Origin of the sequence: Corynebacterium sp. CCUG 51687 (genome assembly GCF_024453995.1) — a bacterium.
GTDB classification, from domain to species: domain Bacteria; phylum Actinomycetota; class Actinomycetes; order Mycobacteriales; family Mycobacteriaceae; genus Corynebacterium; species Corynebacterium pseudogenitalium.
In genome coordinates, this window is sequence record NZ_JAGPYT010000003.1 from 25200 (window position 1) to 46944 (window position 21745).

At 62.0% G+C, this 21745-nt stretch carries 22 protein-coding genes and 2 tRNA genes; 13 read left to right on the plus strand and 11 right to left on the minus strand.

Going from position 1 to position 21745, the window contains the following annotated elements; all coding sequences use genetic code 11:
* The first annotated feature begins 12 nt into the window (after nucleotides 1-12).
* Nucleotides 13-465 carry a thioesterase family protein gene (locus KBX13_RS03745; protein ID WP_071573570.1) on the plus strand — a complete coding sequence of 151 codons (453 nt, stop codon included), beginning with the start codon at nucleotides 13-15 and terminating at the stop codon, nucleotides 463-465.
* On the plus strand, nucleotides 466-1104 hold the full coding sequence (locus KBX13_RS03750; RefSeq protein WP_256005403.1) for a hypothetical protein: 639 nt from the start codon (nucleotides 466-468) through the stop codon (nucleotides 1102-1104).
* Here KBX13_RS03750 and KBX13_RS03755 read toward each other — a convergent pair.
* Entirely contained in the window at nucleotides 1093-1515 is a 423-nt protein-coding gene (locus KBX13_RS03755) for a globin (RefSeq protein WP_070478425.1), read from the minus strand. The two genes, KBX13_RS03750 and KBX13_RS03755, sit on opposite strands and share 12 nt — an antisense overlap.
* Nucleotides 1499-2482 (minus strand): mechanosensitive ion channel family protein, encoded by a 984-nt coding sequence (locus KBX13_RS03760; protein WP_256020780.1) that lies wholly within the window; start codon nucleotides 2480-2482, stop codon nucleotides 1499-1501. Before KBX13_RS03760 ends, KBX13_RS03755 begins: the two co-directional genes overlap by 17 nt.
* Before the next feature lie 396 nt (nucleotides 2483-2878).
* Here KBX13_RS03760 and KBX13_RS03765 point away from each other — a divergent pair, with 396 nt between their 5' ends.
* A complete protein-coding gene (locus KBX13_RS03765) occupies nucleotides 2879-3592 on the plus strand; it encodes a GntR family transcriptional regulator (RefSeq protein ID WP_256020782.1) in 714 nt (237 codons plus the stop codon).
* 3 nt (nucleotides 3593-3595) lie between these two features.
* On the opposite strand, the gene pepN is transcribed toward KBX13_RS03765, so the two are convergent.
* On the minus strand, nucleotides 3596-6004 hold the full coding sequence (pepN, locus tag KBX13_RS03770) for an aminopeptidase N (RefSeq protein WP_256020784.1): 2409 nt from the start codon (nucleotides 6002-6004) through the stop codon (nucleotides 3596-3598).
* Between the two features lie 82 nt (nucleotides 6005-6086).
* On the opposite strand from pepN, the gene KBX13_RS03775 reads away from it, so the two are divergent.
* Together KBX13_RS03775 and KBX13_RS03780 are read left to right on the plus strand one after the other, a co-directional pair.
* The gene (locus KBX13_RS03775) at nucleotides 6087-6704 is read left to right on the plus strand and encodes a DsbA family protein (protein ID WP_070362020.1); all 618 of its coding nucleotides are present in this window, start codon (nucleotides 6087-6089) and stop codon (nucleotides 6702-6704) included.
* 21 nt (nucleotides 6705-6725) lie between these two features.
* Nucleotides 6726-7190: a ribose-5-phosphate isomerase gene (locus KBX13_RS03780; RefSeq protein ID WP_070362021.1), complete on the plus strand. Its 465-nt coding sequence runs from the start codon at nucleotides 6726-6728 to the stop codon at nucleotides 7188-7190.
* Here KBX13_RS03780 and KBX13_RS03785 read toward each other — a convergent pair.
* Genes KBX13_RS03785 through KBX13_RS03805 form a run of 5 tightly spaced genes read right to left on the minus strand, consistent with a single transcriptional unit; the run spans nucleotide 7187 to nucleotide 12131 of the window.
* Nucleotides 7187-8020, minus strand: a complete 834-nt coding sequence (locus KBX13_RS03785) for an aldo/keto reductase (RefSeq protein ID WP_256020785.1) — start codon at nucleotides 8018-8020, stop codon at nucleotides 7187-7189. The genes KBX13_RS03780 and KBX13_RS03785 overlap by 4 nt on opposite strands.
* Nucleotides 8021-8030: 10 nt before the next feature.
* Entirely contained in the window at nucleotides 8031-9479 is a 1449-nt protein-coding gene (locus KBX13_RS03790) for a cytochrome b/b6 domain-containing protein (protein WP_256020787.1), read from the minus strand.
* Nucleotides 9479-10459 carry an electron transfer flavoprotein subunit alpha/FixB family protein gene (locus tag KBX13_RS03795; protein WP_070362023.1) on the minus strand — a complete coding sequence of 327 codons (981 nt, stop codon included), beginning with the start codon at nucleotides 10457-10459 and terminating at the stop codon, nucleotides 9479-9481. Before KBX13_RS03795 ends, KBX13_RS03790 begins: the two co-directional genes overlap by 1 nt.
* A 23-nt stretch (nucleotides 10460-10482) precedes the next feature.
* Nucleotides 10483-11262: an electron transfer flavoprotein subunit beta/FixA family protein gene (locus tag KBX13_RS03800; RefSeq protein ID WP_070362024.1), complete on the minus strand. Its 780-nt coding sequence runs from the start codon at nucleotides 11260-11262 to the stop codon at nucleotides 10483-10485.
* A gap of 59 nt (nucleotides 11263-11321) precedes the next feature.
* Nucleotides 11322-12131, minus strand: coding sequence for a hypothetical protein (locus KBX13_RS03805; RefSeq protein WP_070362025.1), 810 nt, complete (start codon nucleotides 12129-12131; stop codon nucleotides 11322-11324).
* 152 nt (nucleotides 12132-12283) lie between these two features.
* Between KBX13_RS03805 and KBX13_RS03810 the strand changes: the two genes are divergently transcribed.
* The 6 genes from KBX13_RS03810 to KBX13_RS03835 all read left to right on the plus strand — a co-directional run bounded on the left by KBX13_RS03810 (nucleotide 12284) and on the right by KBX13_RS03835 (nucleotide 16912).
* Nucleotides 12284-12358 (plus strand) — tRNA-Gly (locus KBX13_RS03810).
* Between the two features lie 150 nt (nucleotides 12359-12508).
* A tRNA-Pro gene (locus KBX13_RS03815) sits at nucleotides 12509-12582 on the plus strand.
* A 77-nt stretch (nucleotides 12583-12659) separates the two neighbouring features.
* Nucleotides 12660-14012: a trigger factor gene (tig, locus tag KBX13_RS03820; protein WP_070362026.1), complete on the plus strand. Its 1353-nt coding sequence runs from the start codon at nucleotides 12660-12662 to the stop codon at nucleotides 14010-14012.
* A 191-nt stretch (nucleotides 14013-14203) separates the two neighbouring features.
* Nucleotides 14204-14785, plus strand: coding sequence for an ATP-dependent Clp protease proteolytic subunit (locus tag KBX13_RS03825; protein WP_070362027.1), 582 nt, complete (start codon nucleotides 14204-14206; stop codon nucleotides 14783-14785).
* A gap of 20 nt (nucleotides 14786-14805) precedes the next feature.
* On the plus strand, nucleotides 14806-15426 hold the full coding sequence (locus KBX13_RS03830; protein WP_070362028.1) for an ATP-dependent Clp protease proteolytic subunit: 621 nt from the start codon (nucleotides 14806-14808) through the stop codon (nucleotides 15424-15426).
* 190 nt (nucleotides 15427-15616) lie between these two features.
* Nucleotides 15617-16912 (plus strand): MFS transporter, encoded by a 1296-nt coding sequence (locus tag KBX13_RS03835; protein ID WP_255365826.1) that lies wholly within the window; start codon nucleotides 15617-15619, stop codon nucleotides 16910-16912.
* Here the strand turns inward: KBX13_RS03835 and KBX13_RS03840 are convergent.
* Together KBX13_RS03840 and KBX13_RS03845 are read right to left on the minus strand one after the other, a co-directional pair.
* Nucleotides 16909-17496, minus strand: coding sequence for a hypothetical protein (locus KBX13_RS03840; protein WP_177224295.1), 588 nt, complete (start codon nucleotides 17494-17496; stop codon nucleotides 16909-16911). The two genes, KBX13_RS03835 and KBX13_RS03840, sit on opposite strands and share 4 nt — an antisense overlap.
* 49 nt (nucleotides 17497-17545) lie before the next feature.
* A complete protein-coding gene (locus KBX13_RS03845) occupies nucleotides 17546-18355 on the minus strand; it encodes an alpha/beta fold hydrolase (RefSeq protein WP_252931358.1) in 810 nt (269 codons plus the stop codon).
* 87 nt (nucleotides 18356-18442) lie between these two features.
* Here KBX13_RS03845 and clpX point away from each other — a divergent pair, with 87 nt between their 5' ends.
* Complete coding sequence (clpX, locus tag KBX13_RS03850) at nucleotides 18443-19720, plus strand: ATP-dependent Clp protease ATP-binding subunit ClpX (protein WP_070362031.1); 1278 nt, start codon at nucleotides 18443-18445, stop codon at nucleotides 19718-19720.
* Nucleotides 19721-19736: 16 nt separating this feature from the next.
* Here the strand turns inward: clpX and KBX13_RS03855 are convergent, their stop codons facing one another.
* Nucleotides 19737-20534 carry a TetR/AcrR family transcriptional regulator gene (locus tag KBX13_RS03855; protein WP_083290888.1) on the minus strand — a complete coding sequence of 266 codons (798 nt, stop codon included), beginning with the start codon at nucleotides 20532-20534 and terminating at the stop codon, nucleotides 19737-19739.
* A 193-nt stretch (nucleotides 20535-20727) separates the two neighbouring features.
* Here KBX13_RS03855 and KBX13_RS03860 point away from each other — a divergent pair, with 193 nt between their 5' ends.
* Complete coding sequence (locus KBX13_RS03860; RefSeq protein WP_070362033.1) at nucleotides 20728-21714, plus strand: malate dehydrogenase; 987 nt, start codon at nucleotides 20728-20730, stop codon at nucleotides 21712-21714.
* Nucleotides 21715-21745: the final 31 nt, after the last annotated feature.

Here is a 21745-nt window from a genome sequence, read left to right on the forward strand (position 1 = left end):
TAGGAAATGGCTATGTCGGAACAGAATATGCGCGGCAGGATTCACACGCACTCCATCTCGCTGAGGTGGAACGATTTTGACCGGTACGGCCATGTGACAAACTCGGCTTACATCGAGATCGCGCAGCAGGCGCGACTCGCGTTTGCCCAGGAGTTCTTCGAGTCTCAGGGGTACGAGTTTGTGGTGTTCGTTCGGCGCATCGAAGCGGACTACGTTCGCCCAGTGCTGCCGAACACGCAGGCAGTGACCGTTGATACGCAGGTGATCCACCTCGGCAACACGTCCTTTACGACGCGTCAGGAGATCAAGGACGCACAAGGCAGCGTCTGTTGCGTGATTGATTGCGTACAGGTCACCGTGGATAAACGGACGGCGAGCCCGCGAGCAATCACCTCGCAGGAGCTCGGCATCCTTGCCCGCGCCTACACAACGCTCGACGGTGACGACGAGCTGGGGCAGGCATAGGTGGCTACCACCGAAACGCTTGTTGTTGAGCAGGGGGAGCGCGGACTGCGCGCCCTGCTGCAGCGCGCCCTCGCACTCCAGGATGACGCCTACGCGCGGTTCCAGCGAGTCGGGGAACACGACGTCGATGTCTTTGTCACCACCCCGTTCGACTGCGTCGCCTCGCGCCGGGTCCGCGGAACTATCTCCCGCGACGGTGCGGTGGTGCCTGCGCGCCGGGTTCTCGAGGCACTCGAAACTGCGACGGGAACACTTGGCGCGGCGCAGGATCAGAACTGGCCTGGGGCACTGCCACCGGCGCAAGGGTTCGTGCTGCGCGAAGAGGTGCCTATTTCTACAGCGCGTCAGCTCGCCGACGAAGGCCGAAACCTTGCGCGCCAGTTCGCGGGCCCGCTCGGCCCGCCGGTTTCACTTCTCGACGCCGTGGTCATCACCGTCGACGCGGACGACCGCGGCCCGAAACTTGAAATACCCATGCGTGCGGTGTTTACCTGCACCTCGCTTGGGCTCATTCCGGGGTTCGAAGCCCCGGTCGAAGTGCCTCGCTACCTGCGGGTTTCGAGCGCAGGCAGGTGGGTGCGTATCGACGCCCCCTTCGGCACCGTCTACCACAGCAAGTCGCTGAGCCTATTCGTATGACCGCGGGCCCTGGTTGATCATCATGTACGCGACTCGCTGCATGTGATTCCACATGGCGGCGCGGTAGGGCTGGGGCAGGGTGGCGTCGTCAAACTCGGCCATTGCCTTGCCCATCAGCTCGAGCCAGCGGTCCGCCTCAGCCTCCCCGATTGCAAACGGGAAGTGGCGGCGGCGCAGCATTGGGTTGCCACGGCGCTCCTGGTAGGTGCGTGGCCCGCCCCAGTATTGGGTGAGGAACCAACGCAAGCGGGATTCGGCGCCTTCCCAGTCCTCGTCGGGGTACATGGGGCCGATGAGGTCATCTTCTTTGACCTGGGCGTAGAAGCGGTGCACGAGCGTGTGGAAGAACTCCTCGCCGCCGACGGCTTCGTAGAGCGTTTGCTGTGCCTCGTTGCTATTGCTGATCTGCATCGTTGTTCTCGCCTCCAGGGGTGCGGTCCAGGTGTCGGATGTAGGTCGGCTCCGTGCCAGGCAGCGGCACGCCGTGCGTGTGAAGCGCCTCGAGGATGACCGCGGTCATGAAACGGGAGACGCCCCACTGCTCGCCAGGCAGCGTATTGACCATCACGCGCAGGGTTGCGCACTCCGGGTCGAACTTGGAAATGCCCAGCATGGTGGCCTCACCGACGAGTTTGTCCTTGATCTCGGGGCGCGTCACTGCGTCCTGCATTGCGGCCTCGACGACGCTGGCTGCCTGCTCCGGATCAGCCTGGATGGAAACAGGGATCTCGAGGCGGGCAACGGAGAAGACGTCGCTCTGGTTGCCAAGCAGATCGATGTTACCGTTTCGGACGTACCAGAGGGTGCCGTCAATATCGCGGACGGTGGTGATGCGCATCGTGACGTGCTCTACAGTGCCCTCAATGTCGTTGACCGCGATGACGTCACCGACACCGTACTGGTTTTCCAGCAACATGAAGATGCCGCTGAGGAAGTCTTTCACAAGGGACTGCGCGCCGAAGCCGAGGGCGACGCCGACGACGCCCGCAGAGGCCACGAGCGGGGCGACGTTGACCCCGAGTTGGTCGAGCACCGCGAGGACCGCCCACACCCAAATCACAATTGCTGCCGCGGAGCGTCCTACGTTCGCCAGCGTGAGGATGCGCTGCTGGCGGCGCTGCTCCCGCGAGCGCGAATGCGCAGTGTCGGGTTTCACGGCGCCAGCGCGGCGGCGGAAGGGGAGAGCCGCGCTGGAGGAGTTGATGGCGTTGTTCGCGGCCTTCGTAATGATTCTGCGCACCACGATGTGCAACACAAGGGCAATGGCCAGGATGACCAGGATCCACAGGGGGCGGGTCACAAAGATGTCTCGCGTGGCGGGGTCATTCCACCACGAGGTGACGGAGTCGACGGCTTCGTCGACATCTGGAACGCTCACGGATTTGGCTAAGACTGATGGAGAAAACTGCGTAAGAGAAAACTGCGTAAGAGAAAACATTGTGCTCTAGTTTACGCGCTACGTCTCGAGCAGCCGTCGAGCACCCGGGTTACCGCAAATGGGGGTATTGGCCGTGGCTTGGGCGATGTTGTAATTGGCGTTGGAGATTCCTGAATTTGGCACGTCGATAGGGTTCAACTGAAAGTATGACTTTGCAATTTATGGACGTGTCAAGTGTCGCGCACTTTGTTCAAATTTATTGTTAGGTACTTTTATGGTCCAATGAACTATATTAGAAACAACTGAGATTTTGGTGTTGTACCTTTTGGCGTCACACCTGGAGTTATGGGCGGGCGGCAGTGAACCTAAACGCAGCCGCAAAAATAGGAGGAATTTATGGCGAAAAAGCCAGCGTATGTAGCGATTGCTGACGCTCTGCGGAGCCAGATCGAATCGCGCGAGCTCGAACCCGGCGACAAGCTACCCCCAGAACGCGAACTTGTAGACATGTACGGGGTGGCACGCATGACCGTGCGCCATGCACTGGACCTATTGCAACTCGAGGGAATTATTGAGCGTAAGCGTGGCCGCACCGGAGGCACCTTCGTACGCGCGCTACCTCCGATCATCGACTTGACGGGCAAGGTATCGCTGACGGAGCAGCTTATCGCGCATGGTCTGGACGTCTCTTCCGAACTGATTTCGGAGACCGCTGCGCCCGCACCGCAGATCGTCGTCTCTGCATTCGGCGTAGACTCCCGCGATAAGTTGCTCACCAGCGAGCTCGTTCACTTTGCCAACGGTAACCCGGTGTTCGCTGAAACCACGTACGTTCGTCCCGGTTATGAGTCCAAGTACAGCCGTAGCTCCGTCGACTACGCACGTGGCCAGCGTACCGACCTGGGTGGCGTGACTCCTCACCTGCGCCGCGAGGACATCCTGTTCCCGGCCAACCCGACCGATAAGGAGCGCGAGAGCCTCTCCTTGGCGGCGAACACCCCGGTGCACCGCATCACGCGCAAGCTCTACGAGGGCGAAACATTGGTCATGTTCGCCTCTATCGTGACCCGCACGGATGCGGCGCAGATCCGCATCGTCGAGGAGCTCTAGCCTCTAGCGCAGCGTTTTCGCTGCGCCTTCCGCGCCTGCGTCACCAACACGGTTGCGCAGCGCGCGCTCCACGCGGGCCTTACCCTCCGAAACGATGCGGCGCAGGCCCGCCGGAATGTCCTCCCGCGCAAGGAGCGCTTCGGCACGCTCAACCGTGGCGATCGAGATGTCCCACAGCGGGAACAAGCCCTCGAGCGTATTCTGCGCCATCTCGTTCGTCAGCTTGTTCCACAGCTCGGGCGCGACCTCGAAGTAGCGTTCGCTCAAGCCGTCCAAGCCCTCGCTGGTGAAAGTGAGGCCGTCGATAAGGAAGCGCACCTCAAGGTTTGTGCGTGTACCGCTAACGATCTCATCCCACGCCCACTGTTTGTTCGTGACAGCGTCGATGCGCAGGCGCGACAGCGCACCCTCGGAGGACGGATCCTCCTCGTTCTTGGCGGTCTTGGCCAGCATGGCGCCGCCTGCGACGAGGTTCGTGAGCACGAGCCAGCGAATCTCCTGGTTATCCAGCGACTGTAGGAGTTCGTGGAAGTACGTCGTGTTCTGCTTCGAAGGCTGCAGGCGGGCGAGCGCGCGCTGGTAGATACCTGCAGGCTCCTGGCCGCGGAATGCCTCGCTGAGCATGTAGAAGCCGGTGCGCTGCCAGGACCACGCCACGTACTGTTTGACCGCCAGCGTCGCCTGCGCGAGGAGGCGCTCCTGCACACTCGGCTGGTCTTCGAGGCGGCTGAAGTTGGCCACAGCCATCACAAACTTGCGCGCTGGCAGCAGCGTGTCGCGGACAGCCTCCCACAGGGATGACCAGCACAGGGTGCGCGCAAGTGGGTCCTCGATCTGCCCGATGTGCTCCAGAACGAACTCAGTGTGTTCCGGCGTGAGGCGCATCTTGCAGTACGTGAGGTCTTCGTCGTTGACCAGCGCGAGGTCGTGGTCGATGCCGACGAGCTCGGGAACCTCAGTGCGAGCCCCCTCGATGTCCACCTTTACGTGGTGGGTGCGCACGACCTTGTCGCCGTCAAGCTTGTACAGCCCGATGCCGACCCGGTGGGTGCGCAGCACATCGGATTCCTGCACGACTGCGAAGGAATCCTCAGTGATTTCGGGGCGAAGGGTGGACACACCGGTGGTGCGCAGCCACTGCTGGGACCACTCGCTCAAATCGCGGCCCGACGACTTCTCCAACGCGCCCAGCAGATCGTCGAAGGAAGCGTTGCTGAACTTGTGGTTGTTGAAGTGATCGCGCACGCCCGCGAAGAACTCGTCGCGGCCAACGTATGCCTGCAGCTGCTTCAGCACGGACGCGCCCTTGGCGTAGGTGATCCCGTCGAAGTTCTGCTCGGCGGTCTCGATGTCCGGGGCGTCAGCGGCGATTGGGTGGGTCGTCGGCAGCTGATCTTGCTGGTAGGCCCATGCCTTCTCGACGGCCGCGAACGTCGTCCACGCATTCGGGTACTCACCGATTTCGGTCTGGGCAATGGCTGCGGACCAGGTCGCGAAGGACTCGTTGAGCCACAAGTCGTCCCACCACTGCATCGTGACGAGGTCGCCGAACCACATGTGCGCCATCTCGTGCAGGATCGTGTCGTTGCGGCGCTCGAGGCGATACGGGGTTGGCTCGGAAGTAAAGACGTACTCATCGCGGAACGTCACCGCGCCGGCGTTCTCCATTGCGCCCATGTTGTACTCGGGGCAGAAAATCTGGTCGTACTTGCCGAACGGGTACGCAATCGCAAAATTCTTGTGGTAGTACGCGAAGCCGTCTTTCGTCTGGCGGAACAATCGTTCAGCGTCGAGGTGCTCCATGAGTGAGGCGCGGGCAAAGATGCGAAGCGGGATACGCTTCAGATCGTCGACGTACTCGTCTTCGACGAACTCGTACTCGCCGGCGCAGATTGCCACCAGGTACGTCGACAGTGGGTAATCAATGGTGCAGGACCACACGTTGCCTTCACGCGACGCTTCCTCGTTGAGTACGACCGTGTAGGCCTCTGGCGCGTCGACAGAAATCTTATACGTGGCCTTGATATCCGGCTGGTCGAAGCAGGCAAACACCTTCATCGCCATCGCGGGTTCGAACTGGGTGTAGAGGTATTCCTTGTCGTCCACGGGGTCGACGAACTTGTGTAGGCCTTCACCGGTGTGGTTGTAGGTAATGGTGGCGTCGACAACTAAGGTGTGCTCGCCCTCGGTGAGCGTGAGGGTGCGGCCGTCGACGGGGGTGCCGTCGAGCGTTGCGGAGAACTCGTCGGCGACCAGATCGAAGAACGTCTCGCCTGCGCCCGAGCGGAACGTGACCGTGGTGGTCGACGTGAACTGCTCTGCTCCGTTGACATCGAGCGCAATATCGTAATGGACATCTGAGATAAGTTGTGCGCGAAGTTGTGCGTCGCTGCGCTTGAGGTTTGTCTTCATGTCCTCCAACATACTCGCCGTACCTGTGTGTTTTTCGCTATGGTGGCTGCATAATTTCCGGAACGAATGGAGAAATGATTCTGTGACTGCACCAGTTACCTTTTGGTTCGACGTAAGCTGCCCATTTTGCTGGCTCACTTCGCGTTGGATGAAGGAAGTAGAAAAGGTCCGCGACATCACGGTCGAGTGGGTGCCGATGTCACTGTCCATTCTTAACGACGGCCGCGACATCCCCGCCGACTACGCCAAGATGATGGAGGCCAACTGGGGTCCCGCGCGCGTGTTCGCAGCGGTGAAGCGCGACCACCCAGAGAAGATCGACGCGCTCTACACCGCGATGGGCACCGCCATTCACGCCGGGGAGCAGGGCGGCAAGAAGGGCTACGGCGCCTACGACGAGATCATCGCGGCAGCACTCGAAGAGGTAGGTCTCGACGCCAGCTACGCCGACCTTGCCAACACCAACGAGATGGACGAGCTGCTCGGCACCTACCACCAGGGTGCGATGGACGCCGTCGGTGACGAGGTGGGCACCCCGGTGGTCAAGCTCGGAGACACCGCATTCTTTGGGCCGGTCATCACCCGCGTCCCAACGGGTGAGGAGGCAGGCAAGCTTTTCGACGCCTCCCTGGCACTGAGCGAATACCCCTACTTCTTCGAACTGAAGCGTTCCCGCACGGAACCGCCGCAGGTGAGCTAGCAGGAAGGTAGGGTAGAGCGCATGCGAATTTACCTTGGGGCAGATCATGCCGGTTTCGAACGAAAGAATCAGATTAAGGCCCACCTGGAAAAGCAGGGCCACGAAGTCATCGACTGTGGTGCGCACGAGTATGACGCCCTCGACGACTACCCAGCGTTCTGCATCGCCGCAGCTGAGCGGACGGTAGCGGACGAAGGCTCCCTCGGCATCGTGCTGGGCGGCTCTGGCAATGGTGAGCAGATCGCCGCGAACAAGGTGAAGGGCGCTCGCTGCGCCTTGGCGTGGTCTGAGGAGACCGCGCGCCTGGCACGCGAGCACAACAACGCGCAGCTCATCGGTATCGGTGGGCGCATGCACACCGAGGAAGAAGCGCTGAAGATCGTCGACGCGTTCATTGGTCAGGAGTGGAGCAACGAGGAGCGCCACCAGCGCCGCATCGACATCCTGTCCAAGTACGAGGAGACGGGCGAAGCCCCGGCTATCTAGCCCAGTTCTTCGTAGTCCGCGGGGTGCGGGCCGTGGCGCCCAAACTCCTCCTCGTCGAGCGCGACGATGGCGGACATTTCTTCGGGGCTGAGCGTGAAGTCGAAAATGTCCATGTTTTCACGCATCCGCTCCGCGGACGTGGTCTTGGGGAACACGATCACGTCGTTCTGCAGATGCCAGCGCAGCACCACCTGCGCTGGCGTTTTGCCGTGCGCCTCGGCGGCGTCGGTAATTTCGGGGAAGTCCGTCAGGTCGTAGGCGCCGCCGCCGAGCGGAGCCCAGCCCTCGATGGCGATATTGTGCACACGCATCGCGTCGAGCTCTTTCCAGTTCTGGAACAGCGGGTGCAGCTCAACCTGGTTAACCACGGGGGTGACGTCGGTGTGCATCTCAATCTGCTCAATGTGCTCTGGCAGGAAGTTTGAGACGCCGATGGAGGTGGTGAGTTTAGCCTCGCGGAGCTCAATGAGGGATTTCCACGCATCCACGTATGCGCCCTGTCCGGGCAGCGGCCAGTGAATGAGGTAGAGGTCCACGTGGTCAAGACCGAGTTTCTCTAGCGACTCCTCGAGCGCCGCCGGGGCATCGTGGTGGCGGTTGTTCCACAGCTTCGTGGTGATGTACAGCTCCTCGCGCGGGATCCCCGACTTCGCGATTGCCTTGCCGACGCCCTCTTCGTTCCCATAAATGTGTGCGGTGTCGAAGTGCCTGTAACCGGCTTCCAACGCTTCGCTGACTAGTCGCTCGGCCTCCTGCGGATCTACGCGGTGGAGGCCGTAGCCGAGTTGGGGGATTGATGTGCCGTCGTGAAGCGCAAACATGGGTACCATGCGCTTTACTTTAGCGGCTTGTCACCTTGCCAGTCGCTTGCGCCACCGGGGCTACCAGCGCGGGGCGAGCCAGCCTGCACACCACCGCGATCACGGCTGCCGCAACGAGGAACAGGATGACGCCAGTCCAGCTCGTGCCGTACACGTCTGGGTCGACGTCGCCGGAGGCAGCGAACATCGCGTTCATGTTCCTGCGCAGACCCGTGGTGAGCACCAGGAAGACGTGTACCACGGTGAACAGGACGAAGAACAGCATGGTGGGGAAGTGAATAGCGCGTGCAGCCTTCAGCGAGAAGAAGGACCAGGACTTCGGCCACCACTCGCTCATGCGAGCGCCGGAGAGGATCGCCAGCGGCGCGGCGAGGAACACCACCGCGAAGTACGACAGCTCCTGCAGCGCGTTGTAGTGCACCCACGGGTTTTCCGTCGGCCAGTCCAGGCTGAGGTACTGGATCCCCGCGGAGACCGCTTGCGGGATGACCTCCCAGCTCGTGGGCACGATGCGCATCCACTGACCGGTGGCGAACAGAACGATGTAGAAGGCCACGCCGAGTGCCACCCACAGCACGTCAATGGTGAGGTGCAGCCACAGGGTGAGCGAAATCTTCTTCTTGGGGTTTGTGCGCGGCGCCCAATAGGCTTCGGGTTTGCGCTCGTGGCGCACGGTCATACCAGTCTTGATGATGAGCGCCATGAACAGCATGTTGAAGAAGTGCGACCATCCCAACCATGCCGGCAGGCCAACGGGTGCGCCTTCTGGCAGCGGCTGCTGGCCGGTGTAGCGCTCGATGAAGCTGCTGCCCGTCGGGGTGCCGACGAACCAGCGCGCCACCAGGACCGCGACTACGACCGCAGCGAGCAGCGCGACGCCACCGTACGCCCACCAGCGACGCGATGGAGTTTGAGTCGGCGCAGGCACGGGCTGTGCCGCCGGCTCCAGCCGCTCGGGCTGTGCCGGCTCCGGCGTGGACTCGACTGCCGGTACCTGTTCCGGTGCCTGTTCTGCAGCCTGCGCCGCTGCGCCGTAGAGCGGAGGAACCGCCACAGCGGGGTCCTCTGGGACGTCGACACTGGCGACAGGCGGGAACGGGCCAGCCCCGGCAGTACGCGGAAGGCCCTGACGCACGGCGACCGTGGTGAGCGGGCCAGCTGGTTGCTCTTCCGCGGGCTGTTCGGCGGCAGCGCGTTCTGCAGCCGCTGGGAACACCTGCTGCACGGCAGGGTCCGCAGCGACTGCGACCGAGTCTGTAGGAGGCCATGGCTGGCCGCTCGGGGTACGAGGCAGGCCGCGACGGAGGGGCGTCGATACGCCTTCGGGTTGCGCTGGGGCCGGAGCCGCTTGAGCTCCGACCAGATCGCCGCTCACGGCCGGGTCGGGTTCGAGCGCGACCTCATCAACTGGTGGCCACGGCTGGCCGCTCGCTACGCGGGGCAGGCCACGACGAAGGTGCACCTGCATTACTCGGACGCCTCCGTGCTGCGGCGAGCTGCGATCTGCTCGATGAGTTCCGGCACCACGTCGAAGAGATCGCCAATGATGCCGAAGTCCGCGATATCGAACAGCGGAGCGTCCTCATCGTTGTTGATCGCGATGATGGTGTCGGCTGTCTGCATGCCCACGAGGTGCTGCACAGCGCCGGAAATACCGATGCCGATGTAGAGCTTCGGGCTGACCACGATGCCGGTCTGCCCAATCTGGGCGTCGTGGCTGATTTGGTCCTCGTCAGCAGCGGAGCGGGTCGCGCCGACTGCGGCGCCGAGCTCGTCGGCAAGCCCGCCCACGAGGTGCTCGAACATGTCCGCGTCGCCCAAAGCAACGCCTCCTGCAACCACGCGATCTGCGGTGAGCAGCTCCGGGCGCGTCGAGGTGCGCACCACCGGCGTCACCGAAGTCACCGTCGCGGCGCGCATCCCGGAGGCGGTGACATCCAACTCGTGGACCTCGGGCGTCGTCGCATCCGCGCGGCGATCGATCGCGCCGATGCGCACCGTAATAATTGGCGCCGAGTGGGTCGCTGCAGCGGTTGCGGTGTAGGCGCCGCCGTAGTTCTCGTGGTCCGTCACAATGCCCTGGTCGTCTCGGCGGACATCAATCGCGTCGGTGAGCAGGGCCTTGCCCTTGCGCACGGCCAGGCGCGACGCGACGTCGCGGCCGCGGACGGAGTGGGCGAGGATCACGGCTGCCGGGTCGGTGGCGTTGAACGCGGCCTCGGCGGCGTCGACAAGTGGGACTGCCTGCTGCTGCGCGTCAACGTTAGTGGTCAGCACCACGGCTGCGCCGAGCTCGCCGAGCGCTTCGGCGTGTGCTGGGTTGGTGGTCAGCACCACCGGGGTACCCAGAGGCGCGGCTGCGCCGATGAGTTCGGCGGCGGTGGAGTCGAGCTGGTCGTCGTGCGTCGCGTCGAGCACGACCAAAACTGTGCGGGGAGAGGTTGCCATGTCAGTATCCTTCGTTCGGCGGGTTAGATGTAGTGCTTCTCTGCAAGGAAGTCGACCAGCTGGCCCACAGCGTTCGGGCCGTAGTCAATGATCTCGCCGCGCTCACGCGCAGGACGCTTTTCGACGTCCACCATGATCGCCCGCGGCCGTGCGAAATCCTCCGCGTCGACGCCGAGCTCCGCCAGCGTCAGCGTGTGCAGTTCCTTCTTCTTCGCCGCCATCAGACCCTTGAAGTTCGGGAAGCGGGCATCCGGGTACTCGTCCGAGACCGCGACCAGCGCCGGGAGCTGCGCCTCCAGGGTGAGCGTGGCGTGATCGCTGACCTGCGTCGCAGTCACCATGTCGTTGTTGAGCGTGACCTCGGTCGCGTTGGCGATGGCGGGCCAGCCGAGCATCTCTGCGAGCAGTCCAGCCATGACGCCGCCACCGCCGTCAGAGGACGCGGTACCGAGCACAACCAGGTCGTAGTCCTTGTTGCGCAGTGCCGCCGCGAGCACTTCTGCCGTCAGCGTCACGTCCGCGCCGAGGAGCGCGTCGTCGGCAATGATGTAGGCATCATCCGCGCCCATCGCGATGCCCTTGCGCACGCTGGCATGCGCTGTTTCTGGCCCTACCGTAATGAGGTCGACGATGGTTTCCTCGTCGCCGCGGGCCTCCTTGAGTCGCATCGCGGCTTCGACGGCGCGTTCGCAGACCTCGTCAGCGACGACATCACCGGAGCGATCGGTCAGGCCGGTTTCCAGATTCAGGTCGCGGTCGCCGTACGTATCCGGGACTTCCTTGAGCAACACTGCAATGTTCACGAAACGCTCCTTCAGCGGTGGGGTGCTAAACGGTAGGCATTCTAGCGCACTGGCCTGGACTAAAAGTCAAATCCCCCGAAGTCGAAGCCACCACCATCCCCAAAGAGGCCGCCGTCACCGAACAGGCCCTCGCCGCCGGCGTCGCCCATGTCGCCCATCTCCCCGGCATCGCCGATGTCTCCAGCATCTCCCATATCGCCGAAGTCGCCTGCGCCGGCGTCCCCGAAGTCACCCGCTGCGAAGGCCTCTGGCGATGGCGTGCCGGCCATACCTGCGAACATCGCGGAGTAGAACATCATCGAACTTGCAGCCCACATGCCAGTCATCATCGCTGGCGCCCACCAGGCGGTGGAGTACCAGCCGGCCGGTACTGGGCGGCCGGCGACAACGCCGCCAGGGTAGTAGTTCGGGGTGCGCTCAGAAGCGTACGGGGATGCGGTGACGGTGGTGCCGTCTTCCTGGCGGATCGTTCGCTCCTCGGTCACCCGGCCCGCGCTACGCTGGCCTTCCAGTTCCGGAAGCTCTGGGCCCGCGGGCATGCCCATGATTTCGCGCGCTGCGTTGACATAGTGCAGCCCCTCCAGGGCAGATTCGCGAGCGAGCATGGCCTGCTTCGGTGTGGTCGCCTGGCCCAGCGCGCCACTTGCTGCGTTGTAGCGTTCAGAGGCGTCGGCCATCGCCTGGGTCGAAGCAGCGTCGGTACCGGAGATAGTAAGGACTTGGGAGCCAAGTCGCTCTGTCCAGCGGCGTGCGTCCGCAATCGCGTCCTCGAGCTGGAGCTGTTCGCGCTGGTTGGTCGCGCCATTCTGGCGACTCTTTATCAGGTACACCGCGGCGCCAACGATAGCGAGGATCAAAATGAGGTTCATAGTGAGGGAAAGCTCCTTCGGGATCGGCCACAAATTATCAGTACTTACAACGTGCAACGCACGTGGTTGGGAGAAAGTTCCACGCTAAGCGGGTGGTTTTGTCTCAAAGTCGGCGGTGGGTTACACTTGCGCCCATCACCTTTTGGTGAAGTGGGAATGTCGTATAGTGGCTAATACCTCAGCCTTCCAAGCTGAAGACGCGGGTTCGATTCCCGTCATTCCCTCCAAATGATAAAAGCGGAAGACGCGGTTGCACGAGATGTGTAGCCGCGTTTTTGTTTCTGTGAATATAGCCCAAAAGTAGTGTTGAACTGTCGATTTGCGTATTGCTCTGGGGCATGGTTATAGTTGCCAACGTCGCAATGAGCAATCATTCGCGGGGCGTGGCGCAGTTTGGTAGCGCACCTGCTTTGGGAGCAGGGGGTCGCAGGTTCAAATCCTGTCGCCCCGACATCAACAAGCCCGCTAGAAATAGCGGGCTTGTTTACATATCCGTACAATTTACCCGATTAATTACAGGAGTAATCCGTGAAGACTTCCGTCGACAAGCTCAGTGAGACTCGTGTCAAGTTGGACGTCAGCGTTCCTTTCGATGAGCTCGGCAAGGAAATCGACCAGGCGTACAAGTCAATTGCGCAGCAGGTCAACATTCCTGGCTTCCGTCGCGGTAAGGCTCCTCGCCAGCTGATCGACGCCCGCTTCGGCCGTGGCCCGATCCTGGAGCAGGTTGTCAACGACATGCTGCCAACCCGCTACGAGAAGGCTGTCCTGGAAAATGGCCTGAACCCGATCGGTCAGCCAGAGATCAACATCACCAAGATCGAGGACAACGACGTCGTCGAGTTCACCGCTGAGGTCGACGTTCGCCCAGAGATTACTGTCCCTGACTTCTCCAAGATTGACGTCACTGTTCCGGCCCTCGAGGTCAGCGACGAGGACGTCGACAAGGAGATCGACCAGCTCCGCGAGCGCTTCGGCGAGCTCAAGGACACCAAGCGCAAGATGAAGACCGACGACTTCGCAGTCATCGACCTGCACGCTGAGGTTGACGGCGAGAAGGTCGAGGAGGCTTCCACTGAGGGCCTGACCTACCAGATCGGCTCGGACGACCTGATCAAGGGCCTCGACACCGCGCTGCGCGGCATGAAGACCGGCGAGGACAACGAGTTCACAGCGACGATCGAGTTCGGCGAGCACAAGGGCAAGGAAGCCACCATCAAGGTACACGTCCAGCAGTCGAAGGAGCGCAAGCTTCCTGACTTTGACGACGAGTTCGCTCAGATGGCCTCCGAGTTCGACACCGCTGAGGAGCTGCGTGAATCCACCAAGGAGCAGCTCGCTGAGGACAAGAAGACCCAGCAGGCAGCTGACATCCGCGACGAGGTACTGAAGGCAGCGCTCGAGGAGACCAAGTTCGAGCTTCCGAAGTCCATCGTCGAGGAGCAGGAGCACAACATGCTCCACCAGATGCTCGGCCAGCTGGCACACGACGAGGCTGCTGTCGCACAGTTCCTCGAGGCACAGGGCATGACCCGCGAGGAGTTCGACAAGAAGAACCACGAGCAGGCTGAGTCCGCTGTCCGTACCCAGCTGTTCCTGGACGCTGTTGCTGACCAGGAGGAGCCTGAGGTTTCCCAGCAGGAGATGACCGACCACATCCTGTTCACCGCGCAGTCCTACGGCATGGACCCGAACCAGTTCGTGGCGCAGCTGCAGCAGGCAGGCCAGATCGGTAACCTCTTCGCAGACGTCCGCCGTGGCAAGGCACTCGCTACCGCGATCTGCCGCGTGTCCGTGAAGGACGACAAGGGCGAGACCGTCGACCCGAACGATTACTTCGGTGAGGTTGAAGAGGAAGAAGCAGAGGCTTCCGAAGACTAAATCTTGAGTTGAAACGCCCCGGCGATGCGCACGCGTTGCGCCTACGCCGGGGCGTTTCGCCATTCACTACGGGTTCACAACGTACGTGTACGCCATCAGCGAACAACCCCGTGCAAAGTGGACTATCGGAGTAGGGTGGTGGCATTGTTGACGCTACATAAAAGAGTTTGAACCACGAAGGAGCCATTTTTATGACATCCCCATCGCAGGGCATGAACTTGGGTGATTCTGTCTATGAGCGCCTGCTGCGCGAGCGCATTATTTTCTTGGGCCAGCAGGTTGACGACGAAATTGCGAACAAGCTGTGCGCGCAGATCTTGCTGCTGTCCGCGGAGGATCCAACTCGCGACATTTCGCTGTACATTAACTCCCCGGGTGGTTCCGTGACTGCCGGCATGGCGATTTATGACACGATGAAGTACTCGCCGTGCGATATTGCTACGTACGGCATGGGCTTGGCGGCGTCGATGGGGCAGTTCCTGCTTTCCGGCGGCACGAAGGGCAAGCGTTACGCGCTTCCGCACGCTCGGATTATGATGCACCAGCCGTCCGCAGGCGTTGGAGGTACTGCTGCCGACATTGCTATTCAGGCTGAGCAGTTCGCTGCGACGAAGCGCGAGATGGCCCAGCTCATCGCTGAGCATACCGGCCAGACTTTCGAGCAGATTACGAAGGATTCCGACCGTGACCGTTGGTTCACGGCCCAAGAGGCGATGGAGTACGGCATCGTGGACCACGTTATCGAGAGCGCTCAGGGCTCGATCAGCAACTAAGTAGACAGGAGAATTTACGTATGTCTTTCCAAATGCCTTCCTCCCGCTACGTGCTGCCACAGTTCTTGGAGGAGACTTCCTTCGGCACGAAGCAGATCGACCCATACGGCAAGCTTTTCGAGGAGCGCATCGTCTTCCTGGGCACCCAGGTCGATGACACTTCCGCGAATGACATCATGGCGCAGCTGCTGGTGCTGGAGTCCCAGGACCCGGACCGCGACATTACGATGTACATCAACTCGCCGGGTGGCTCGTTTACCGCGCTGATGGCGATTTACGACACGATGCAGTACGTCCGCCCGGACGTGCAAACGGTGTGCCTCGGCCAGGCTGCGTCCGCTGCGGCGGTTATCCTTGCCGCAGGTGCGCCGGGGAAGCGCGCTGCGCTACCGAACTCGCGTGTGCTGATTCACCAGCCGGCGACGCAGGGCACCCAGGGCCAGGTTTCTGACCTCGAGATCCAGGCCAATGAGATCGAGCGCATGCGTCGCCTGATGGAGGACACACTCGCGCACCACACCGGTCGCACTGCGGAGCAGGTCCGCATCGATACGGATCGCGACAAGATCCTTACCGCGCAGGAAGCTGTCGAGTACGGCATCATCGACCAGGTCTTTGATTACCGCAAGCTGAACGGCTAACTTCTGATCGCTTTTCGACGCCACCAAGGGTAACCGGGTGGCGTCTTTTTGTGTGCTTGACCAAGCGTGAATAAAAGGGCGCGAATAGACAGACCGTGCGGTACATTCTTCACACATCTGCGAAAACACGACACGTGAAGATAAAGGAAAGACCGCGGTGGATATTAGAACCTCCATTAACACTCGGCCGATGAGCCCGTACCAGTGGCTGATCATTGCCGTCATTACCTATTTGAACGCCCTTGACGGCTATGACCTCGTCGCAACCGCATTTGCGGCGCCGCACCTGGCGGAGGAGTTCGCGATCGGCTCGTCCCTGCTGGGTTGGGTGCTGTCGGCGGCGCTGCTCGGCGTTGGTGTCGGCGCGGCGGTCTTTGGGCCTGCGGGGGATCGATGGGGGCGTCGAAACGTGATTCTTGTGGCGCTGCTGATTGATACCGTGGGCCTGCTCCTGTCGGGCTTCGCGGGGAGTACCGCGGCGTTTATCGCGTGGCGCTTCGTCACTGGTGTGGGCGTGGGCGGCGTGCTCGCGTGCGTGACGGTGCTGGTCAGTGAGTATTCTAACGACCGGTTCCGTGGGCTGGCGATGGCGGTCTACGCGTCGGGGTACGGCGTTGGAGCGACGCTGTGCGGCGTGCTGGCGTCCAAGGTTGTGGAGAGCCACGGCTGGCACTGGATCTTCTTCGTGGGCGCGGCTCTGTCTGCCGTGGCGCTGGTGCTTGCAACGGCGTTGCTGCCGGAGTCGGTGGACGTGCTCGCAAGCCGTGGTGACGCTGCGCGCGTTGAGCGTATCGCACGCCGTATTGGACACGGGGGAGCAGTGGTTCCGGCCCAGACGAGCGCCCCGGCTTCCGCCTCGGGCGCCCTGCGCGCAATCGTCTCCCCAGTATGGCTGTCGACGACTGTACGGATCTGGATTGCATTCTCGCTGATCAGCTTTGGTTTTGCCTTTGCTAATTCCTGGACGCCCAAGTTGCTCAACGAACTGGGACTGTCCGCGCAGCAGGGTATTTTCGGCGGCATCATGATCGCGTTCGGCGGCACGATCGGCTCGCTGATCTTCGGAGTGATTACCACGCGTGTTGACGCCCGCGTGCTGCTCATCGCCTTCGCCATCGGTGGCGCGGGCGCGTTGGTGGCCTTCATCTTCTCCGCGGGCGCGTCGTTGGTGGCGTTCCCGCTGGGCGTACTGGTTGGTATGTTGCTGAACGCGTGTGTTACCGGCATGTACACCGTGACTCCGGCGTCCTACCCGACGCACTTGCGGGCGACCGGCGTTGGAGTGGCGTTGGCTGTGGGGCGAGTTGGTTCGGTCTGCGGACCACTGCTCATCGGCTACCTCGCCGAGGCCGGGCTGGGGCCACGTGGGCTCTACATCGTTGCGGCAGGCGTGTTCGTGTTGAGTGCGGTCGCCCTGGTAGGCCTGCGTGCGCCGGCCGCGAAGCCGGTCGTCGTCGAGAAGCCAGCGGAGGTACTGCAGGCTTAAGGGCAGTACGGGACCGCGTCGCGCACCGCGGCCGGCGCGGAGGCGAAGTCCTTACGGTCCCAGCAGGCGTTGCCTTCGTGCTCGCCGACGGGGTCAACGGATGCCCAAGAGTTGCCGTTGGAGGCCCAGAAGTACTCCTGGCCGTTCGGCATCACGGTGCGGGCCCAGTCGCCGTCGCAGAAGGTGCTGTATTCGTCGCTCGCTGACTGCTGGCCTTGCTTCGGCCACGCGCACGCTGCGCCGTTCTGAGGGGCGGGCTCGGCAGGCTGTACTGGCGCGGGCTCGTCGCTGTCATCATCGCTAGAGGAGGCAGAAGAGCTCGACTTTTTCGAAGAACTCGAGGAGCTAGACGAGCTTGAGCTCTTCTTCGAGGTACTCGTCGATGTCTTTGTCGAGGTGGACGTCTCGGTCTCGGTCGCGTCCTCGTCATCATCGTCGGGCGCCGGGCTTGTCGACGTCTCCTTCGCCGGGAACGAGATCTCAGGCTCCGCCAAACGATCCTCCGGCGACGAGTTACACCCGGCCAACAGCGTCGTGCACGTCAAGAGTGCGGCAAGCACAAGTTTGGGCCGGGTGTTCATCACTAGGGGATCCTTTCTGACAGACTTCTGCGTCTAGCGTAGCCGACAAATCTTAGCCCAAAAACTTCAGCAGCGCTTCATTGAACGGAGCAGGGTTCTCGATGGGCACCTGGTGCGAGCCCGGCTCAATGACCACAGACTCCACGGGGCCTGCGACGCCGTCGGCGATTTCGGCCAGTTTGTCCGGACCGGTACCGGCGTCGCCGGTGGCCGCGATGGTCAGCACTGGGCAGGTGATCTGATCCAGGTGGGAAGCGAAGTCCCACTTTGCCAAGGCATCGCCGTTTTGGGCGTAACCCTCGGGGTCGATGGCGCTGACCATGTCGTGGATGCGCTCGACTTCCCCTGGGTGGGCGTCGATAAATGCTGGGGTGAACCAGTTAGGAATGAGCATGTCGGCAATGGGGCCCATGCCTTCCTCCCGTGCGATGCGCGTGCGCTCGTCCCACTGCTCATTGCCACCGAGGTAAGTCGCGGTGCAAGCGAAGACAGCCTTCTCCACGCGCCCGCTGTACGCCGCAAGATACTGCGCAATGGCGCCGCCGAGGGAGAGGCCGACAACGCTGAAGCGGTCGACCCCCTCGCGGTTGAGTGCGCTCAAGATATCCTGCGCAAGCAGCTTCACGGTTGCGGAGCCGGGAGCTACCTGGGCGACGTCGGAGCCGCCGTGCCCGCGATGATCGACCGCGATGACACGGTGGTGCTTCGCCAGTTCAGGAATCTGCTTGGACCAGGATTCGTGCGTCGTCGCGATGGAGGAGAGCAGCACCACGGTGCTGGTGTTGTCTTTATTGCCGTATTCCACAGTATGTATATGCGTCATGCGCTCCATTGTGCCCTTGATCGCCACGATGCGCGACAACGTGCGAGAGTGTGTGAGTTTGACGCACCCGCTAAGCTCTAAGGTCAACCCTTAGGCGAGACGAAGAAGCTGGAGTCCAACGCATCTATGGCAACATCCCAAAACACCTCAAACCTGTTGAAGTGCTCCTTTTGCGGCAAGACGCAGAAGCAGGTTCGCAAGCTTATTGCCGGTGGCGGAGTCTACATTTGTGACGAGTGCATCGAACTGTGCAACGAAATCATCGAGGAAGAACTCGGCGGGGCGCAGGCTGAGCAGGATGAGGCTGCGGATCGGCTGCCGAAGCCAAGTGAGATCACCAAGTTTTTGGACCAGTACGTCATCGGGCAGGACTCGGCGAAGCGCACGCTCGCGGTGGCGGTGTACAACCACTACAAACGCATCCGGGCGGAGTCGGAGAATGTAACGAACCGCAAGCGTGATGAGGAAGTGGAGATCGCGAAGTCGAATATCTTGCTGCTGGGGCCGACGGGCTCCGGCAAGACGTACCTCGCGCAGTCGCTTGCCAGGATGCTCAACGTGCCATTCGCAATTGCCGACGCCACCAGTCTCACCGAGGCGGGGTACGTCGGAGAGGACGTCGAAAACATCTTGCTGAAGTTGCTGCAGGCCGCGGACTTCGACGTTAACCGGGCGCAGCACGGCATCATCTACGTCGACGAGGTAGACAAGATCTCCCGCAAGTCCGAGAATCCCTCGATTACCCGTGACGTGTCCGGCGAAGGCGTGCAGCAGGCACTGCTGAAAATCCTGGAGGGCACGGTCGCGTCCGTGCCGCCGCAGGGCGGGCGCAAGCACCCGAACCAGGAGTTCATCCAGATTGATACGACGAACATCCTGTTCATCGTCGCCGGTGCGTTCGCGGGCTTGGACAAGGTGATTGCGGAGCGCGTGGGCAAGAAGGGCATCGGCTTCGGGGCGGAGATTGACTCGAAGCAGGAGCGCGACGAAGCCAACATGCTGGCGCAGGTGCAGCCGGGTGACCTGGTGAAGTTCGGCCTCATCCCTGAGTTCATTGGGCGCCTGCCGATCATTGCGAACGTGGAGAACCTCGACCGCGACGCCATGGTGCGCGTACTCACCGAGCCTAAGAACTCACTGGTGAAGCAGTACAGCCGCCTCTTTTCGATGGACGGCGCCCAGCTCACGCTCACCGAGGACGCCCTCGAGGAGATCGCGGACCGCGCTGCCGAGCGCAACACTGGCGCCCGTGGCCTGCGCGCCATCATGGAGGAAGTGCTCGTGCCCATCATGTACGACCTGCCCGACCGCGAGAACGTCAGCGAAGTCGTCATCAACGGCGACGTGGTGCGGGGCGCTGCAGAGCCGCAGTTCGTGGAAGCGGAAGGGCAGCGCTCGGCGTAAGGCTGCCGAGTCGCAGCTAGTAGATGTCGTAGAGGTCGTCGCTGGCGCCGGTGCCTTCGCTGTCCGGCAGGGGAGTGGCCTCGAGGTAGCTTTCGTAGCCCGAAGGCGCGATGTTGGATGTCAAAAACGCCAGCACGGTATCAATAACCATGCGCCGCATCCCTTCGACGTTTCGCGGCTCGTCGAGGTCGAGGTGGCTCGTAATTATCGACGCCGCGTTGCCCGATACCCGCAGCGTGCTCAGCGCCGTGAGCAGCGCGAGTACGTCATCGGCGGAGATCCCCGGCCGGAAGGCGCCGGCGTCCTGGCCCACGAGCAGGAGGCGCTCGACGTGCAGCGTGATCTCGCTGCGGCCGTGCACAATGTCCGCTGAGGCGTCCTCGAGGACCGGCTCGAGCCGCTCACGAATGAGCAGCTGAACTGCCTCGGGGTTTTCCTGGAAGGAGTGGAACATGCTGTCTACGAAGCGGCGCATGCCGTCAACCGGGACTGCGTAGGAGCGCTGCAGGATCTCTTCGGGTGGAGCCAGGCGGTCGAGCGCGCGCCTGATCGTTTTTGCGTAGAGGCCCTTTTTGTCGCTGAAGTGGTAATGGATCATCCTTTTCGACATGCCGGTTTCCTTCGCGATGGCACCCAGCTTTGTTTGGGAGAAGCCACCGCGGGCGAACATGTCGAGGGCGATGTCAACAACACTGTCGATTTCTGCGTTGATATCTGGTTCAGGTGCTTTGATACTCGCCGAGGTGGGGTCGGTGGGGAAATCCATCGTTGTATCCGCTCCTGAATTACTACGCATGCGTGAATGTTGGCTCATTGGTGACATCTACTTTTCTCTATGATGCCCCCATTTGAGAATTTGCACCGTGCAAAACGGGAATTTGTCTGCCTTACTATGCCTTTTAGGCCTAAAGGGGGGAGGGTATGCACGATTTCGGGGGTAGTGCGTCGGTTGTACTACCTATACTTTGAATGTCAGGTACCGCACACTATTGACCCGAGGTTTTTCTATGTCACACCATTCTTCCACTCCCGTTAAAGTCGTTGTCACCGGCGCAGCAGGCAACATTGCGTACTCCCTGCTGTGGCGTATTGCCTCCGGCGACGTCTTCGGTGCGGATCAGCCGGTCGAGCTGACGCTGCTCGAGATCCCGGCAGCTGTCCGCGCGGCGGAGGGTACTGCGATGGAGCTGCACGACTCTGCCTTCCCACTGGTGACTGGCATCAACGTTTCCGATGACCAGTTCAAGGCATTCGAGGGCGCAAACGCCGCGTTCCTGGTTGGCGCGAAGCCACGCGGTAAGGGTGAGTCCCGCGCGGACATGCTCACCGCGAACGGCAAGATCTTCGTCGAGCAGGGTAAGGCCATCAACGCTGGCGCTGCGGACGATATCCGGGTGCTTGTCGTGGGCAACCCGGCGAACACCAACGCGCGCATCGCTGCGAAGGCCGCGGCGGATGTCCCTGCCGAGCGCTTCAATGCCTTGATGCGACTGGACCAGAATCGCGCACTGTCCATGCTGGGCCAGAAGCTGGAGGTGCCGTCGTCGACAATTGAAAAGATGGTGGTGTGGGGCAACCACTCGGATACTCAGTTCCCGGATGTGACCTTCGCTGAGGTCGGCGGCGAGAAGATTGCCGACAAGCTGGACCGCGATTGGTACGTCGACGAGTTCATCCCGCGCGTTGCCAAGCGCGGTGGTGAAATCATCGAGGTTCGCGGTAAGTCCTCGGCGGCGTCCGCTGCTTCCGCGGCGGTTGACCACATGCGTGACTGGGTCAATGGCACCGACGGCAAGTGGACGACGGCAGCGCTGCCTTCCACCGGCCAGTACGGCGTCGAGGAGGGGCTGCTCTTCGGTTTCCCGGTGATTGGCCGTGATGGCAAGTGGGAGGTCGTCGAGGGGCTGGAGATCAGCGACTTCCAGCGCGAGCGCATCGACAAGAACGTCGAAGCGATGCGCGGCGAGTGGGAGATTGCGTCCAAGCTTTTCTAACCGGTCGCGCCTACCGGAGGTTGATGGCTAA

Bases quoted from the DNA above. Each gene is read 5' to 3' on its own strand.
- KBX13_RS03745 (WP_071573570.1), top strand. From the start codon at position 13: ATGTCGGAACAGAATATGCGCGGCAGGATTCACACGCACTCCATCTCG.
- KBX13_RS03755 (WP_070478425.1), bottom strand. From the start codon at position 1,515: ATGCAGATCAGCAATAGCAACGAGGCACAGCAAACGCTCTACGAAGCC.
- KBX13_RS03765 (WP_256020782.1), top strand. From the start codon at position 2,879: ATGGCGAAAAAGCCAGCGTATGTAGCGATTGCTGACGCTCTGCGGAGC.
- pepN (WP_256020784.1), bottom strand. From the start codon at position 6,004: ATGAAGACAAACCTCAAGCGCAGCGACGCACAACTTCGCGCACAACTT.
- KBX13_RS03780 (WP_070362021.1), top strand. From the start codon at position 6,726: ATGCGAATTTACCTTGGGGCAGATCATGCCGGTTTCGAACGAAAGAAT.
- KBX13_RS03785 (WP_256020785.1), bottom strand. From the start codon at position 8,020: ATGGTACCCATGTTTGCGCTTCACGACGGCACATCAATCCCCCAACTC.
- KBX13_RS03790 (WP_256020787.1), bottom strand. From the start codon at position 9,479: ATGCAGGTGCACCTTCGTCGTGGCCTGCCCCGCGTAGCGAGCGGCCAG.
- KBX13_RS03795 (WP_070362023.1), bottom strand. From the start codon at position 10,459: ATGGCAACCTCTCCCCGCACAGTTTTGGTCGTGCTCGACGCGACGCAC.
- KBX13_RS03805 (WP_070362025.1), bottom strand. From the start codon at position 12,131: ATGAACCTCATTTTGATCCTCGCTATCGTTGGCGCCGCGGTGTACCTG.
- KBX13_RS03825 (WP_070362027.1), top strand. From the start codon at position 14,204: ATGACATCCCCATCGCAGGGCATGAACTTGGGTGATTCTGTCTATGAG.
- KBX13_RS03830 (WP_070362028.1), top strand. From the start codon at position 14,806: ATGTCTTTCCAAATGCCTTCCTCCCGCTACGTGCTGCCACAGTTCTTG.
- KBX13_RS03835 (WP_255365826.1), top strand. From the start codon at position 15,617: ATGAGCCCGTACCAGTGGCTGATCATTGCCGTCATTACCTATTTGAAC.
- clpX (WP_070362031.1), top strand. From the start codon at position 18,443: ATGGCAACATCCCAAAACACCTCAAACCTGTTGAAGTGCTCCTTTTGC.
- KBX13_RS03855 (WP_083290888.1), bottom strand. From the start codon at position 20,534: ATGAGCCAACATTCACGCATGCGTAGTAATTCAGGAGCGGATACAACG.
- KBX13_RS03860 (WP_070362033.1), top strand. From the start codon at position 20,728: ATGTCACACCATTCTTCCACTCCCGTTAAAGTCGTTGTCACCGGCGCA.